Source organism: Pseudomonas sp. 8(2025), assembly GCF_052665325.1.
Map to the genome: position 1 here is coordinate 270,636 of NZ_JBQOIE010000007.1, position 13,272 is coordinate 283,907.

Annotated in this window: 15 protein-coding genes; 10 read left to right on the forward strand and 5 right to left on the reverse strand. The window is 66.4% G+C overall.

Annotation, left to right across the window (positions count from 1 at the left end; all coding sequences use genetic code 11):
- Nucleotides 1-172: 172 nt before the first annotated feature.
- Complete coding sequence (locus ACUXVH_RS16000) at nucleotides 173-994, reverse strand: aldo/keto reductase (protein ID WP_011061477.1); 822 nt, start codon at nucleotides 992-994, stop codon at nucleotides 173-175.
- A 222-nt stretch (nucleotides 995-1,216) separates the two neighbouring features.
- Between ACUXVH_RS16000 and ACUXVH_RS16005 the strand changes: the two genes are divergently transcribed.
- The 5 genes from ACUXVH_RS16005 (at nucleotide 1,217) to ACUXVH_RS16025 (ending at nucleotide 4,991) form a co-directional block, all read left to right on the forward strand.
- Nucleotides 1,217-1,432: a TOBE domain-containing protein gene (locus ACUXVH_RS16005; RefSeq protein ID WP_011061476.1), complete on the forward strand. Its 216-nt coding sequence runs from the start codon at nucleotides 1,217-1,219 to the stop codon at nucleotides 1,430-1,432.
- Between the two features lie 41 nt (nucleotides 1,433-1,473).
- On the forward strand, nucleotides 1,474-2,511 hold the full coding sequence (locus ACUXVH_RS16010; RefSeq protein WP_011061475.1) for an isopenicillin N synthase family dioxygenase: 1,038 nt from the start codon (nucleotides 1,474-1,476) through the stop codon (nucleotides 2,509-2,511).
- Nucleotides 2,512-2,539: 28 nt separating this feature from the next.
- Complete coding sequence (locus tag ACUXVH_RS16015; RefSeq protein ID WP_011061474.1) at nucleotides 2,540-3,349, forward strand: MetQ/NlpA family ABC transporter substrate-binding protein; 810 nt, start codon at nucleotides 2,540-2,542, stop codon at nucleotides 3,347-3,349.
- On the forward strand, nucleotides 3,346-4,323 hold the full coding sequence (locus ACUXVH_RS16020; protein ID WP_011061473.1) for a methionine ABC transporter ATP-binding protein: 978 nt from the start codon (nucleotides 3,346-3,348) through the stop codon (nucleotides 4,321-4,323). The genes ACUXVH_RS16015 and ACUXVH_RS16020 overlap by 4 nt, the downstream gene beginning before the upstream one ends.
- A 65-nt stretch (nucleotides 4,324-4,388) precedes the next feature.
- Nucleotides 4,389-4,991, forward strand: coding sequence for a methionine ABC transporter permease (locus tag ACUXVH_RS16025; RefSeq protein ID WP_169891845.1), 603 nt, complete (start codon nucleotides 4,389-4,391; stop codon nucleotides 4,989-4,991).
- 18 nt (nucleotides 4,992-5,009) lie between these two features.
- On the opposite strand, the gene ACUXVH_RS16030 is transcribed toward ACUXVH_RS16025, so the two are convergent.
- Complete coding sequence (locus ACUXVH_RS16030; RefSeq protein ID WP_011061472.1) at nucleotides 5,010-5,921, reverse strand: AraC family transcriptional regulator; 912 nt, start codon at nucleotides 5,919-5,921, stop codon at nucleotides 5,010-5,012.
- Nucleotides 5,922-6,025: 104 nt separating this feature from the next.
- Here ACUXVH_RS16030 and ACUXVH_RS16035 point away from each other — a divergent pair, with 104 nt between their 5' ends.
- Genes ACUXVH_RS16035 through ACUXVH_RS16055 form a run of 5 tightly spaced genes read left to right on the forward strand, consistent with a single transcriptional unit; the run spans nucleotide 6,026 to nucleotide 10,471 of the window.
- Complete coding sequence (locus ACUXVH_RS16035; protein WP_445495356.1) at nucleotides 6,026-6,586, forward strand: carboxymuconolactone decarboxylase family protein; 561 nt, start codon at nucleotides 6,026-6,028, stop codon at nucleotides 6,584-6,586.
- Nucleotides 6,587-6,635: 49 nt separating this feature from the next.
- A complete protein-coding gene (locus ACUXVH_RS16040; RefSeq protein ID WP_011061470.1) occupies nucleotides 6,636-7,706 on the forward strand; it encodes an acyl-CoA dehydrogenase family protein in 1,071 nt (356 codons plus the stop codon).
- Entirely contained in the window at nucleotides 7,703-8,542 is an 840-nt protein-coding gene (locus ACUXVH_RS16045; protein ID WP_311166013.1) for an ABC transporter ATP-binding protein, read from the forward strand. Before ACUXVH_RS16040 ends, ACUXVH_RS16045 begins: the two co-directional genes overlap by 4 nt.
- Nucleotides 8,508-9,707, forward strand: coding sequence for an ABC transporter substrate-binding protein (locus tag ACUXVH_RS16050; RefSeq protein ID WP_011061468.1), 1,200 nt, complete (start codon nucleotides 8,508-8,510; stop codon nucleotides 9,705-9,707). Before ACUXVH_RS16045 ends, ACUXVH_RS16050 begins: the two co-directional genes overlap by 35 nt.
- The gene (locus tag ACUXVH_RS16055) at nucleotides 9,707-10,471 is read left to right on the forward strand and encodes an ABC transporter permease (RefSeq protein WP_011061467.1); all 765 of its coding nucleotides are present in this window, start codon (nucleotides 9,707-9,709) and stop codon (nucleotides 10,469-10,471) included. Before ACUXVH_RS16050 ends, ACUXVH_RS16055 begins: the two co-directional genes overlap by 1 nt.
- Nucleotides 10,472-10,657: 186 nt before the next feature.
- On the opposite strand, the gene ACUXVH_RS16060 is transcribed toward ACUXVH_RS16055, so the two are convergent.
- Genes ACUXVH_RS16060 through ACUXVH_RS16070 form a run of 3 tightly spaced genes read right to left on the reverse strand, consistent with a single transcriptional unit; the run spans nucleotide 10,658 to nucleotide 13,004 of the window.
- Entirely contained in the window at nucleotides 10,658-11,455 is a 798-nt protein-coding gene (locus ACUXVH_RS16060; protein ID WP_445495360.1) for an ABC transporter ATP-binding protein, read from the reverse strand.
- A 9-nt stretch (nucleotides 11,456-11,464) separates the two neighbouring features.
- A complete protein-coding gene (locus ACUXVH_RS16065; RefSeq protein WP_015635737.1) occupies nucleotides 11,465-12,226 on the reverse strand; it encodes an ABC transporter permease in 762 nt (253 codons plus the stop codon).
- Nucleotides 12,227-12,236: 10 nt separating this feature from the next.
- Entirely contained in the window at nucleotides 12,237-13,004 is a 768-nt protein-coding gene (locus ACUXVH_RS16070) for an ABC transporter permease (RefSeq protein ID WP_019094960.1), read from the reverse strand.
- Between the last annotated feature and the right edge of the window lie 268 nt (nucleotides 13,005-13,272).

Below are 13,272 nucleotides of genomic sequence, written 5' to 3' on the forward strand. Positions count from 1 at the left end.
AGGGATCAGACAATTCTTAAATCGCCGGGTACAAAGTAGGTTTGTGGCACTTACAGTGTTCAGGCACTTCCTTATCCGTCGAACCTCGCAACTTTCCTCGCCTGTTCATTTTTTCAATGACTATCGTGCAGCCTTCGCGGTTTGAAAAATGCTCGTTGCGTCGATGTTGTGCCTAGACCATTTCCAGGCGCTGCTTGCGCCGTGGCGGAGCAAACACCTGATCCAGGGCCTGCAGGTCCTCGTCGGGCAATTGCAATTGGCCGGCCTGGGCATTCTGACGGATGTGTGCCGGGCGCACCGCCTTGGGAATCACCAGCACGCCGTCCTGGCGCAGCAGCCAGGCCAGTGCCACCTGGGCCGCGGTGACCCCATGGCGCTGGGCGACCTGCAGCAGCACCGGTTCGGCCAGCAAGGCGCCACCCTGGCCGATCGGGCAATAGGCCATGAGCGGCATCCGCCGTTGCTGGCAGGCGGGCAGCAGGTCGAACTCGATACCCCGGGACTCCAGGTTGTACAGCACCTGGTTGGTAGCGCAGGCCGGGGAGTCGAGTTCGTCCAGGTCGGCCACATCGAAGTTGGAGACTCCCCAGCGGCGGATCTTGCCGGCTTCGCGCAGGCGCTCCAGGGCGTCCACGGTTTCCGCCAACGGATACTGGCCGCGCCAGTGCAGCAGGTACAGGTCGATGAAGTCGCTGCCCAGGCGTTTCAGGCTGCGCTCGCAGGCCAGGGGCAGGCCTTTGCGACTGGCGTTGTGGGGGTAGACCTTGCTTACCAGGAACACCTGGTCGCGACGCCCGGCAATGGCCTGGCCGACCACTTCCTCGGCACCGCCTTCGCCGTACATCTCCGCGGTGTCGATCAGGGTCAGGCCCAGGTCGATACCGGTGCGCAGGGCAGCGACTTCCTGATCCCGCAGGTGGCGGTCCTCGCCCATCCGCCAAGTGCCCTGGCCAATCACCGGAACCTGCGTGTCTGCCAGCATCAACGTGCGCATGCTTACCTCCTGGTATCTATCGAGAGTGATCAGTGCAGGGCACAGGGAAGCAAAGCCGGCGGGCAGGGTCAAGGCTGCGCGAGGGCGGGAGGCTGGGTCTTTTATATTTCTAAAAGAGATAACTATCTAATTATTTATTCCTTTTAAGGCTTTTGCCAAAGGCGCATGTTTAGCCCCAGCCGCTCAACTCCTGAGCCCGGTGCCAGCAAAGGACTTTTCAGCATGACCATTCAAGCGATCAACGTACGCAACCAGTTCAAGGGCGTGATCAAGGAGATCCACGAAGGCCAGGTGGTTTCGGAAATCGACGTGCAGACCGCCTCGGGCATTGTCACTTCGGTGATCACCACCCGCTCGGTGCGCGACCTGGAACTCAAGGTCGGCAGCGAAGTGATCGCCTTCGTCAAGTCCACCGAAGTCTCCATCGCCAAGCTCTGAGCCGCACCTGCGGACATCGTCCATTCACAGGGGAGTGAAGCATGCCGCACTCGCTGGATATCACCGCGCTGCCGGTCCTGGACCTGAGCCAATTGCAGGGCCACCCGGAGCAGCGTCGGATCTTTCTCGACGGCTTGCGCCAGGCGGCGCGGGACGTGGGTTTCTTCTACCTGACCGGGCACGGAGTCGACAGCGGCCTGCTGCGCCGGGTGCAGGACCAGGCGCGGGCGTTCTTTGCCTTGCCCGAGGCCGACAAGGCGGCCGTGGGCATGATCCACTCGCCGCACTTTCGCGGCTATAACCAGGCGGCTTCGGAGATCACCCGGGGCCAGCCGGACCTGCGGGAACAGTTCGACCTGGGGGCCGAGCGCCAGGCCTTGCCCCTGGATCCCCACAGCCCGCCCTGGACCCGCTTGCAGGGCCCCAACCAATGGCCGGCGCAACTGCCGGCGTTCAAGCCCGTGCTGCTGGAGTGGCAGCAGGCAATGACCGCCATGTCCCTGCGCCTGTTGCGCGGCTTTGCCCAGGCATTGTCACTGCCGGAACAGGCCTTCGATGGGCTGTACGGCGAACGGCCCAACGAGCACATCAAGCTGATCCGCTACCCTGGCCGCGCGCCGGGGCAGAGCAACCAGGGCGTGGGAGCCCACAAGGATTCCGGGTTCCTCAGCTTTCTGCTGCAGGACCAGCAGGCCGGCCTGCAGGTGGAAGTGGAGGAGGGCCGCTGGATCGACGCGCCGCCCCGGGACAACACCCTGGTGGTGAACATCGGCGAGCTGCTGGAACTGGCCACCCACGGCTATCTGCGCGCTACCGTGCACCGGGTGCAGTCGCCGCCCGCGGATCGCCAGCGGCTGTCCATCGCGTTTTTCCTCGGTGCCCAACTCGATGCCCGGGTGCCGCTGTATCCCTTGCCCGAAGCCTTGTTGCGCGAAGCCCGGGGCCCGGCCAGCGACCCCGACAACCCGCTGTTTCGCGAAGTGGGCTGGAACTACCTCAAGGGCCGCCTGCGTTCGCATCCGGACGTGGCCCGGCGTTTCTACCCCGATGCCCTGGTGCCCAAGGCACTGAGTGCCTGACCTTCATCCGCTGCTCAAGGACACTGCCATGCTGAAGAACACCGTCTTGACCCTGGCGTTGCTGGCCAGCCTGGGGGCGGCCCTGCCGACCACTGCGGCGCAGCCGTTGCGGGTAGCCGCCGACCCGGTGCCCCATGCCGAGATCCTCGCCTACGTACAAAAACTCGACCCGCAATTGCAGCTCAAGATCATCGAGATTCCCAATGGCGTGAACTCCAACGAACTGCTGGCCCACGGCGATGTGGACGCCAACTACTTCCAGCACCTGCCATACCTCAAGTCTCAGGAACAGGCCCTGGGCCAGCCCTTCGCCGTGGCTGCCAGCGTGCACATCGAGCCCCTGGGGATCTATTCCAAGCGTCACCAGCGCTTCGAGCAGTTGCCCCAGGGCGCCAGCGTCGCGGTGCCCAACAATGTCACCAACCTCAGCCGCGCGCTGTACCTGTTGCAGAGCTACCAGTTGATCCGCCTCAAGCCCGGTTTCACCGACCCGGCCCGGGATCAGGCGACCCCCAGGGACATCGCCGACAACCCAAAACAGCTGAAGATCCTGGAGATCGAATCGCCGCAGATCCCCCGGGCCCTGGACGACGTGGACCTGGCGGTGATCAATGGCAACTACGCCCTGGAGGCCGGGCTGGTGCCGGCCAAGGATGCCCTGGGCCTGGAAAAGGCCGAGCACAATCCCTACGCCAACATCCTGGTGACCACCCCCAAGCTGCAGGATGACCCGCGCATCCGTCAGTTGGCCAAGGACCTCAACTCGCCGGAAGTAGCGGCGTTCATTACCCGCACCTACTCGGGCTCGGTGATTCCCGTCACGGACCGCCAGCCATGATCGAGGTCCAGCAGCTTTGCAAGGTCTACGGCGAAGGCCAGCCCGCGGCACTGGATCGGGTTTCGCTGACGGTTCCCGACAGGGCGGTGTACGGCATTCTCGGGCGCAGCGGCGCCGGCAAGTCGACCCTGTTGCGCTGCCTGAACCTGCTGGAACGGCCCAGCAGCGGGCGCATCCTGATGGACGGCCAGGACCTTGGCGCCTTGTCCGCGAGCGAGCTGCGCCGGCAGCGCCAGGGCATCGGCATGATCTTCCAGGGCTTCAACCTGCTGCATTCGCGCACGGTTGAGGACAACGTCGCGGTGCCTCTGGAAATTGCCGGCCTGGGCAAAAGCCAGCGCCGCGCGCGGGTTCTGGAACTGCTGGAACTGGTGGGTCTTGGCGACAAGGCCCAGGCCTATCCTTCGCAACTGTCCGGTGGCCAGAAGCAGCGGGTGGGCATCGCCCGGGCCCTGGCCGCCGGGCCGCGTTACCTGCTGTCGGATGAGGCCACCAGCGCCCTGGACCCGGAAACCACGGCGTCGATCCTGCAATTGCTGGCGCAGATCAACCGCGAGCTGGGGCTGACCATTGTGCTGATCACCCACGAGCTGGAAGTGGTCAAGGCCATTTGCAGCCACGCCGCGTCCCTGGCGGGCGGCCGGCTGATGGAGAGCGGGGCGGTGGCCGAGCTGCTGGGCAACCCGCAGTCGGCCCTGGGCCGGGCGCTGTTGCCGGGCTACAACCTGCCGTTCAACGGCAGCCAGCCCCAGGCCGAACTGACCTTTTTCGACAACCAGCGCGCGGCGCCGCTGCTGGAGCAACTGAGCCGCCAGCAGGCGCTGGAGCTCAAGGTCCTGGCCGGTGGTGTCGAAGCGGTAGGCGGCCGGCGGGTAGGGCGCCTGCGCATCGCTGCCGCCCCCGCCGACGCCGGCAAATTCCAACAACTGCTGACGGCCCTGGCCCAGCGAGGAATTCGGAGTGAACGCCTGTGAACCGCAGTCTCGATTGGCAGGAACTGGCGCAGCTGCTGCTGACCGCCACGGGTGAAACCCTGTACATGGTGCTGCTGGCCTCGCTGTTCACCCTGTTGATCGGCCTGCCCCTGGGGGTGCTGCTGTTCATCAGCCGCAAGGGCGGCCTGTACCCCATGCCAAGGCTCAACCGGCTATTGGGCGGGCTGGTCAATCTGGGGCGCTCGCTGCCCTTCGTGGTGCTGCTGATTGCGCTGATCCCCCTGACCCGGCTGGTGGTGGGCACCACCCTGGGCAGCACTGCCGCGGTGGTGCCCATCACCATCGGCGCCTTTCCGTTTTTTGCGCGGATTGTCGAGAACGCCCTGGATGAAGTGGACCGCGGTCGGGTCGAGGCGATCCTGGCCATGGGCGGGCACATCGGCCATGTGATCTTCAAGGCGCTGCTGCCGGAAGCCTTGCCGGCCCTGCTGGCAGGGCTGACCCTGACCCTGGTGATGCTGATCGGTTTTTCCTCCATGGCCGGCGTCATCGGCGGTGGCGGCCTGGGGGACCTGGCGATCCGCTACGGCTATCAGCGGTTCAACAACCAGATCATGGTGGCCACGGTGCTGGTCCTGGTGCTGCTGGTACAGGGGGTACAGAGCTGCGGCGACCGCCTGGTGCGGGCCCTGGCCCATCGCCGCTGAGTACATTCGGGGCGCGTTTCAGCGCCCTTCGTGCTGCTTGCGATAGGCCCCGGGCTGCAGGCCCACGGCCTTGGTGAAGGCCCGGGTGAAGGCGGCGATCGACTGATAGCCCACGGCGGCGCCCACTTGCTCCACTGTCTGGTTGGCCTTGAGCAACTGGCAGGCGTGGCGCATGCGCAGGGCCAGCAGTACCTGCCCCGGGGATTGCCCGGCCAGTTCATTGAAGCGCTTGAAGAACGCCGAGCGCGAAAGCCCGGTCAGGGCCGCCATGCTTTCCAGGGGCCAGGCTTCTCCGGGGCGCTGGATCAACTGCTCCAGCAGCGGTGCAAACCCCGGGTGGCGGGCCAGGGCCACCAGGCCGCCGAGGTCCTGGTTGGCGTTGACCTGTTGGCGCAGCACATACAAAAACAGCAGATGGCTCAGGCGTTCCAGCAGCGCCGAGGAGGGCGCCGGGGTGCGCTGGCATTCTTCGAGAATCAGCTGGAACAGCGCCCGGGCGGCGCTCAGGGACGGGTCGCCGGCCCGCAGGATGAGCCAGCCCGGCAGGCTGTCGATGATCAGCGAGGACAGCCCGGGCTTGAAATGGAAAAAGCCGCAGACCAGCCCCACACCGTCCTGGGCTCCCGGCTCCAGGGGCACCATGGGCGTGCGCGGCAGTTGCTGCGCCGCTTCAGCCTGCTGGGCACTGGACAGCCGGTAGCCCAGGTCCTGCAGCAGGAATACCGCGTCCCCGGCATCCAGGCGCAGGGCCTGGGGCGCGCCGTCGATATGCAGCCAGCAATGGCCCTGGACGATCAGGTGGAAGCTGGCCCGGGCCAGGCCCTGGGTGCTGGCGTGCCAGCCTCCGCAGTAGCGTCCGACGTGAAACAGGCTGGCATCGAGTTCCAGGCCTTCTAATAACCAATCAACCAGTGGGCTTGACGAAATCATCTAAGGGAAACACTCAGAAGCAAGTAATCGCTACTTTAGAATATGGATCGGAATTCTTATAACCAACAGACTTGACGCACACCTACACAGCAGGAGTCCACTCCATGTCCCGCGTCACTCTACACACCTTGCACACGGCTCCAGAAGCCGCTCGGCCCTTTCTTGAGAACGCGCTGAAGAACTCGGGCTTTATCCCCAATCTGCTGGGCATCCTGGCCAATGCCCCGGCGGCCCTGGAAACCTACGTCACGGTGTCCGCCCTCAACGGCAAGGCCGAGTTGAGCCTGGCGGAGCGTGAAGTGGTGCAATTGGTGGCCGCCACCACCCATGGCTGCGATTTCTGTGTCGCAGGTCATACCTCGGTGGCCCTGAACAAGGCCAAACTTGCGGACCCGGTGGTCAGCGCCCTGCGCGAGCAGAGCACCTTGCCCGAAGCCCGGCTGGAAGCCCTGGCGACATTTGCCCGGGAGGTGATCGCCACCCGGGGCAAGGTCAGCGACGCCGGCTATGCCCAGTTCAAGGCGGCAGGATACAGCGAAGGCAATGCCCTGGAAGTGATCCTGGGCATTAGCCTGGCCACCCTGTGCAACTTCGCCAACGTGTTCGCCGGCACTGAACTGAACCCCGAGCTGGCCAAGTATCGCTGGTCAGTGCAAGGTCAATGAGCCAGGGCGCCGGCGGTTGCGCGGCGCCCCCTTTCAAGGAGAAAACCACATGCTCGATGCGCAATTGAGTGAATGGCTGGATGCCCAGGCCCAGGCACTCGACCAGGGCCAGTGCGACCCGCAGCAGGTCCTCGCCCGGCTGGCGGGCGCCGAGGTACTGCGGGTCGGTATCGACCCGGCTCAGGGCGGCAGCGGCGGCGACCTGACCGATGCTCTGGAAGTCATGGCCAGCGTGGCCAGCCATTCCCTGGCGGCGGCCTTTGTCTGCTGGGGCCAGCGAGCCTTTATCGAATACCTGCTGCACAGCCCCAATGCCGGTTTGCGCCAGCGCCTGCTGCCCTCGTTGCTCAGCGGCGAGCTGGCCGGTGCCACCGGGCTGTCCAATGCCATGAAGTTTCTCTCGGGGATCGAGGCCTTGCAGGTCCGGGCCCGGGAACAGGAGCAGGGCTGGAGCCTCAACGGTCGTTTGCACTGGGTCACCAACCTGCGCAAGAGCGGGTTCGTGGTGGCGGCGGCCATCGAGCGCGAGGAGGGCGGCGCGCCGTTCATCCTGGCGATCCCCGATGCCTTGCCCGGGTTGCAGCGCTCCGATGACCTGCAACTGATGGCCCTGCAATCGAGCAACACCGCTGCCCTGGAACTGAACCAGGTGGCGGTGGCCCGTGACTGGCTGCTGCACGAGGATGCCCGAGTGTTCCTGCCGGCGGTGCGCCCGGCCTTTCTCGGCCTGCAATGCGCCCTGGCCATCGGCCTGGCGCGCCGGGCCCTGAGCGAGGTGGAAAAGCATGTCGAGGGCGCCCGTTCGATCCTCCACGAACCCTTGCTGGAACAACGCCAGCACCTGGAGCAGACCGTCGGCGAACTCAAGAGCGGCCTGCTCGACGGGCGCTTCCTGAGCCAGCCCGGGGCGCTGTTCCGGGTGCGCATCGCCCTGGCGGAAGCCACCGCCAACGCCGTGCAACTGGAGCTGCAGGCCAGCGGCGGCAAGGCCTACCTCAGCGAGTTCGGCAGCGGCTTTGCCCGGCGCTGGCGCGAGTCGGCCTTCGTGCCCATCGTCACCCCGAGCCTGGTGCAACTGCGCGCCGAACTGCAACGCCAGGCGCGGAATGCGGCAGCATGAACGGCCTGTTGAACGCACAGGCGATCAGCCTCGGCTACCCCGCGGCGCAAGGCTGGCACACGGTGCTGGAGGATTTCGACCTGCACCTGCAGGCCGGCGAGGTGGTGTCCATTCTCGGCCCCAGCGGGGTCGGCAAATCCAGCCTGCTGCGGGTCCTGGCCGGCCTGCAGAAGCCCCACGCCGGGCAGGTCAGCCTGTTGGGCGAGCCCCTCGACGGCCCTCATCCGCGGGTCGCGGTGGCATTCCAGGACCCCAGCCTGCTGCCCTGGCTGAACCTGGAGCACAACGTCGCCTTCGGCCTGGATTTTGCCCGCCAGCCGCACCTGAGCCCGCGCCAGCGCAAGGAACGCATCGACCAGGCGATTGCCGCAGTGGGCCTGGAACACGCCCGCCAGCGCTATCCGGCCCAACTGTCCGGCGGCATGGCCCAGCGCACCGCACTGGCCCGCTGCCTAGCGCGCCAGCCCCAGGTGCTGCTGCTGGATGAACCCTTCGGCGCGCTGGATGAGGTGACCCGCGCCGACATGCAGCAACTGCTGCTCAAGGTGATCGGCCAGCACCGCACCGCGGCGCTGCTGATCACCCACGACATCGACGAAGCCCTGCTGCTGTCCGATCGGGTGCTGCTACTGGGTAACAGCCCGGCGCGCACCCTCGGCCAGTGGCACATCGAGCTGCCGGCGCCGCGCGCCGAGCGGATCGAGGAACTGGGCGCGCTGCGCATCGAGATTCTCAAGACCCTTCGGCGGGCGAGCCGCAACCCCCACACTTCCCCTTTGCCTGCACCGTCGGAGATTGACCATGTGCCTGGACGACTTCACTCATACCCGTCGTGACTTTCTCAAGCTCAGTGCGCTGCTGACTGCCGGCGGCGCCTTGCCGCTGCTCAACAGCCTGCAGGCCCGCGCCGCCCAGGAACCGGACGCGCCGGTGCGCATCGGCTACCTGCCGATCACCGACGCCACGCCCTTGCTGGTGGCCCACAACAACGGCCTGTTCGAGGCCGAGGGCATCAAGGCCGAGCGCCCGGTGCTGCTGCGCAGTTGGGCCCAGGTGATCGAGGCGTTCATTTCCGGGCAGGTCAACGTGATTCACCTGCTGTCGCCGATGACCGTCTGGGCCCGCTACGGCAGCCGGGTGCCGGCCAAGGTGGTGGCCTGGAACCACGTCGGCGGTTCCGGCCTGACCGTGGCCCCGGGCATTACCGAGGTCAAGCAACTGGCGGGGCAGTCGGTGGCGATCCCGTTCTGGTATTCGATCCATAACGTGGTGGTGCAGCAACTGTTTCGCGACAACGGCCTGGTGCCGGTGAGCAAGGCCGCCGGCAGTGCCCTGGGGGCCAACGAGGTCAACCTGGTGGTGCTGCCGCCTTCGGACATGCCGCCAGCCCTGGCCAGCAAGCGGATTGCCGGCTACATCGTCGCCGAGCCGTTCAATGCCCTGGCCGAGGAACTCAAGGTGGGCCGGGTGCAGCGCTTTACCGGGGATGTGTGGCGCAACCACGCCTGCTGCGTGGTGTTCATGCACGAGCATGACCTGGACAACCGTCCCGAATGGTCGCAGAAGGTGGTCAACGCCATCGTCAAGGCCCAGCTGTGGACCCGCGACCACCGCGCCGAGGCCGCGCAACTGCTGTCCAAGGATGGCGCCAACCGCTACACGCCCCATGCGCCCCAGGTGCTCAACCGGGTGCTGGCGCCGGCGGCGGCCGACCGCGAGGCCTACCTGGCCAGCGGCGCGATCCAGCACAGCCACTGGGACGAGCAGCGCATCGACTTCCAGCCGTATCCGTTCCCCAGCTACACCGAAGAGTTGGTCAAGCGTCTCAAGGACACCCTGATCGAGGGCGACAAGGGCTTTCTGGCCGGCCTTGACCCGGCACACACCGCCAAGGACCTGGTGGACGATCGCTTCGTGCGCAACGCCATCGCCTCGGTGGGCGGGCTGAAGGCCTTCGGCCTGGCGGACAGCTTCGAGCGCAGCGAGGAGTTCGGTCTTTGATGGGCAAGCAACCTTCTTCCCTGAGCCATTGGCTCCTGGGGCTTGCCGGGCTGTCGAGCCTGCTGCTGGGCTGGTGGCTGGGGGTGCACCTGCTGGGCGATGGCAACGGCCTGGCTGCGCGTTTCTCCCCCGAGGCGACCTTCGCCAGCCTGCTGGAACTGCTGGGGCGTGGCGAGCTGTACGAGCATGTGCTGGTGAGCCTCAAGCGGATCCTGGTGGGTTTGCTCCTGGCCTTGCTGATCGGCGTGCCCCTGGGCCTGCTGGTGGGCAGCTACCGGCACCTGGAGGCAGCCACCACCCCGGCGTTCCAGTTTCTGCGGATGATCTCGCCGCTGTCCTGGATGCCGGTGGTGGTGATGCTGATGGGGGTAGGGGACCAGCCGATCTACTTCCTCCTGGCGTTCGCCGCGCTGTGGCCGATCCTGCTCAACACCGCGGCCGGCGTGCGCCAGCTGGACCCGCGCTGGCTGCAACTGAGCCGCAGCCTCAGCGCCACCCGCTGGGAGACCCTGCGCAAGGTGATCCTGCCCGGGGTGCTGGGGCATGTGCTGACCGGGGTACGGCTGTCCATCGGCATCTTGTGGATCGTCCTGGTGCCCTGCGAAATGCTCGGGGTCAGCGCCGGCCTGGGCTACTTCATCCTCGACACCCGGGACCGCCTGGCCTATTCGGAACTGATGGCCATGGTGCTGCTGATCGGCGTGCTGGGTTTTGCCCTCGACGCCCTGGCCCGTGGCCTGCATCGCCGCTGGTCCCACGCCTGAGGCCCGCCGGTGGGCCCGGCGCGACACCGGTGGAGCCCCCGTAGGAGCCGGCTTGCCGGCGAATAGGCCCTCAAGCCTTGCACCGCCCCTGCGGGCGCCTTCGCTGGCAAGCCAGCTCCTACGGCCCCGGCGTAATCGCGGCGCTACCTGCGTAGGAGCCGGCGCAGCGCCGGGGTGCCTGGACGATCAATGCCCCACCAGTTCCTCCAGCAACTGCTCTTTGTAGCCTTGCAACACGGGTGAAGAGCGGTCCCGGGGATGGGGCAGGTCGACGCGGATCTCATGCTTGATCCGCCCCGGATGCGCGTCCATCACGATTACCCGGTCCCCCAGGTACAGGGCTTCTTCAATGTCATGGGTGACCATGATCACCGTGCAGCGCTGCTGCACCCAGATACGTTGCAGTTCGTGCTGCAGGCGCACCCGGGTCAGGGCATCCAGCGCCCCCAGGGGTTCGTCCAGCAACAGCACCTTGGGCTGGTTGATCAGCGCCCGGGCAATGGCGCCGCGCTGGGCCATGCCGCCGGAGAGCTGATGGGGGTAGGCCTGCTCGAAGCCTTGCAGGTTGACCAGGGCGATGTGCTCGGCCACCCGGCGCTGTTTCTCGGCTTCGGACAAGGGGTGGTTCTTCAGTGCCAGGGCGATGTTCTGGGCCAGGGTCATCCAGGGAAACAGCCGATGGTCCTGGAACACGATGCCCCGCTCCAGGCTGGTGCCGGTCACTGGCTTGCCGTCCAACAGCATCTGCCCCTGATAGTCACCCTCCAGGCCGACGATCAGCCGCAGCAGGGTGGATTTGCCGCAGCCGCTGGCACCGACAATGCTGACGAACTCTCCGGGCTGGACGTCCAGGTCGATGCCTTGCAGCACCGGCAGGGCCTGGCCCTGGATCCGGTAGCTCTTGTTCAGGCCGCGCAGCTGCAGGGCCCCGGTCAGGGCGTGGAGATGAGTGGGGAGCGGGGCGTATTGGGCGATCGCATTCATGGGGAGGCCTTAACGGGTAGGGCGCCAGCGCAGCAGGCGGCGGCTCAGAAGGGTCAGCAGCAATGTCATCAGGTAGCCGCACAGGCCGATGCACAGCACGCAGAGCACTATCACTTCCATGCGTGAGCCGGCTTCGGCGTTCATCATCAGGTTGCCCAGGCCGGCCCCGGAGGACAGGAACAGCTCGCTGCCCACCGCCGTCACCCAGGCAAAGGCCAGGGCCTGCAACAGGCCGGTGGCAATGCTCGGCAGGGCCGCCGGCAGCAGGATGTGCCGCAGCCGCTGCGCCGGGTTTAGCACCAGCACCTGGCCGACCTCGCGGTAGCGCCGTTCCACCTGGCAAAAGCCCTGGTAGGTGTTGAGCACCATGGGGTAGAAGGCCGCGAGGCTGACGATCAGCATCTTGGAAAACTCACCGTTGCCGAACCACATGGCAATCAGCGGAATCCAGCCGAGCATCGGCACCTGGCGGATCGAATGGAACAGCGGGCCGATCAGGCGGTTGGCCAGGGTCGAGAGGGCCATCAGGGCTCCCAGCATGACCCCGGCCAGGGTGCCCAGCAGCAGGCCGCCGCTGGCCCGGCCCAGGCTGGCCAGCAGGTTGACCGGCAACTCGCCGTTGCCCAGCAGTTCCAGCAAGGCGCTGGCGATGGTGGAGAGCGGCACGAAGGCGTAGGCCCCGGCGGCGTCCTGGCGGGACAGGTATTCCCAGCCGCCGATCAGCAGCAGGGGCAGCAGCAGGCCGCGAAACTTGGCCAGTAGAGTCGTCATGCAAGGGCTCCTAGCGGGTTTGCCAGCGCAGCACGCGCTGTTCCAGGCGGCGGAAGGAGAAGTCCAGGGCAAAGCCGATCACGCCGGTGACCACTATCCCCACCATCACCACATCGATGCGCAGCATCTGCCGGGCCATCTCGATCATCTGCCCCAGGCCGCTGTCGGCGGCCAGCAGCTCGGTGGCCACCAGCACCACCCAGCAGCGGGTCAGGCCGATGCGCAGGCCGGTGATGATCGGTGGCGCCGCGGCGGGCAGGGCGATCTGGCGCACCAGGGTCGGCCAGCGCAGGCGGTAGACGTCGGCCACCTCGAAGTAACTGCGGGGAATGGCCTTGACCCCCTCGCTGGCGGCCAGGGCCACGGGGAAGAACGCAGTCTTGGCGACGATGACGATCTTGAAGGTTTCATCGATGCCCAACAGCAGCACGAACATCGGGATCAGGGCGATGCTGGGGATCTGCCGCAGGGTATGGAACAGCGGCGCGCAGTACGCCTCGACGGTCTTGGACAGGGCCATCAACACCCCGAACACCAGGCCGCCAAGGGCCCCCAGGGCAAAGCCCAGGCCCAGGCGCGACAGGCTGTTGTGCAAATGCTCCAGCAACTCGCCGCTGGCCAGCAGGGTTTCGAAGGTGTGCAGCACCTGGGCCGGCGGTACCAGCAGGTTGCGCGGGAAGATCCCGGCCTGGGCCACCAGGGTCCAGAGCAGCAACAGGGCCAGGGGCGAGACCAGCCAGGTCAGGGAGGTGAGCGTGCAGCGCAAGGAATGAGCCATGGCGGTTCTTATATCGGCGAAGTACCCGATGCCTATCGCAAGACCTGTGCCATCGCGCGCTCGTAGGAGCTGGCTTGCCAGCGAAAGCGTCGGTCGGGGCGGTGCAAGGCTTACGGGCCTGTTCTCCGGCAAGCCGGCTCCTACGGGGCGGGCGGGACTGCGGGATGCATCTGGCGGCTGTAGGAGCTGGCTTGCCAGCGAAGACGTCGGCCGGGGCGATGCAGGGCTTGCGGGCCTGTTCGACGGCAAGCCGGCTTCTACGGGAGCA

What these genes read in the sequence shown, in the direction of transcription:
- ACUXVH_RS16035 (WP_445495356.1), top strand. Translation starts at nt 6,026, where the DNA reads ATGTCCCGCGTCACTCTACACACCTTGCACACGGCTCCAGAAGCCGCT.
- ACUXVH_RS16005 (WP_011061476.1), top strand. Translation starts at nt 1,217, where the DNA reads ATGACCATTCAAGCGATCAACGTACGCAACCAGTTCAAGGGCGTGATC.
- ACUXVH_RS16020 (WP_011061473.1), top strand. Translation starts at nt 3,346, where the DNA reads ATGATCGAGGTCCAGCAGCTTTGCAAGGTCTACGGCGAAGGCCAGCCC.
- ACUXVH_RS16050 (WP_011061468.1), top strand. Translation starts at nt 8,508, where the DNA reads ATGTGCCTGGACGACTTCACTCATACCCGTCGTGACTTTCTCAAGCTC.
- ACUXVH_RS16040 (WP_011061470.1), top strand. Translation starts at nt 6,636, where the DNA reads ATGCTCGATGCGCAATTGAGTGAATGGCTGGATGCCCAGGCCCAGGCA.
- ACUXVH_RS16030 (WP_011061472.1), bottom strand. Translation starts at nt 5,921, where the DNA reads ATGATTTCGTCAAGCCCACTGGTTGATTGGTTATTAGAAGGCCTGGAA.
- ACUXVH_RS16060 (WP_445495360.1), bottom strand. Translation starts at nt 11,455, where the DNA reads ATGAATGCGATCGCCCAATACGCCCCGCTCCCCACTCATCTCCACGCC.
- ACUXVH_RS16000 (WP_011061477.1), bottom strand. Translation starts at nt 994, where the DNA reads ATGCGCACGTTGATGCTGGCAGACACGCAGGTTCCGGTGATTGGCCAG.
- ACUXVH_RS16070 (WP_019094960.1), bottom strand. Translation starts at nt 13,004, where the DNA reads ATGGCTCATTCCTTGCGCTGCACGCTCACCTCCCTGACCTGGCTGGTC.
- ACUXVH_RS16010 (WP_011061475.1), top strand. Translation starts at nt 1,474, where the DNA reads ATGCCGCACTCGCTGGATATCACCGCGCTGCCGGTCCTGGACCTGAGC.
- ACUXVH_RS16015 (WP_011061474.1), top strand. Translation starts at nt 2,540, where the DNA reads ATGCTGAAGAACACCGTCTTGACCCTGGCGTTGCTGGCCAGCCTGGGG.
- ACUXVH_RS16055 (WP_011061467.1), top strand. Translation starts at nt 9,707, where the DNA reads ATGGGCAAGCAACCTTCTTCCCTGAGCCATTGGCTCCTGGGGCTTGCC.
- ACUXVH_RS16025 (WP_169891845.1), top strand. Translation starts at nt 4,389, where the DNA reads ATGGTGCTGCTGGCCTCGCTGTTCACCCTGTTGATCGGCCTGCCCCTG.
- ACUXVH_RS16065 (WP_015635737.1), bottom strand. Translation starts at nt 12,226, where the DNA reads ATGACGACTCTACTGGCCAAGTTTCGCGGCCTGCTGCTGCCCCTGCTG.
- ACUXVH_RS16045 (WP_311166013.1), top strand. Translation starts at nt 7,703, where the DNA reads ATGAACGGCCTGTTGAACGCACAGGCGATCAGCCTCGGCTACCCCGCG.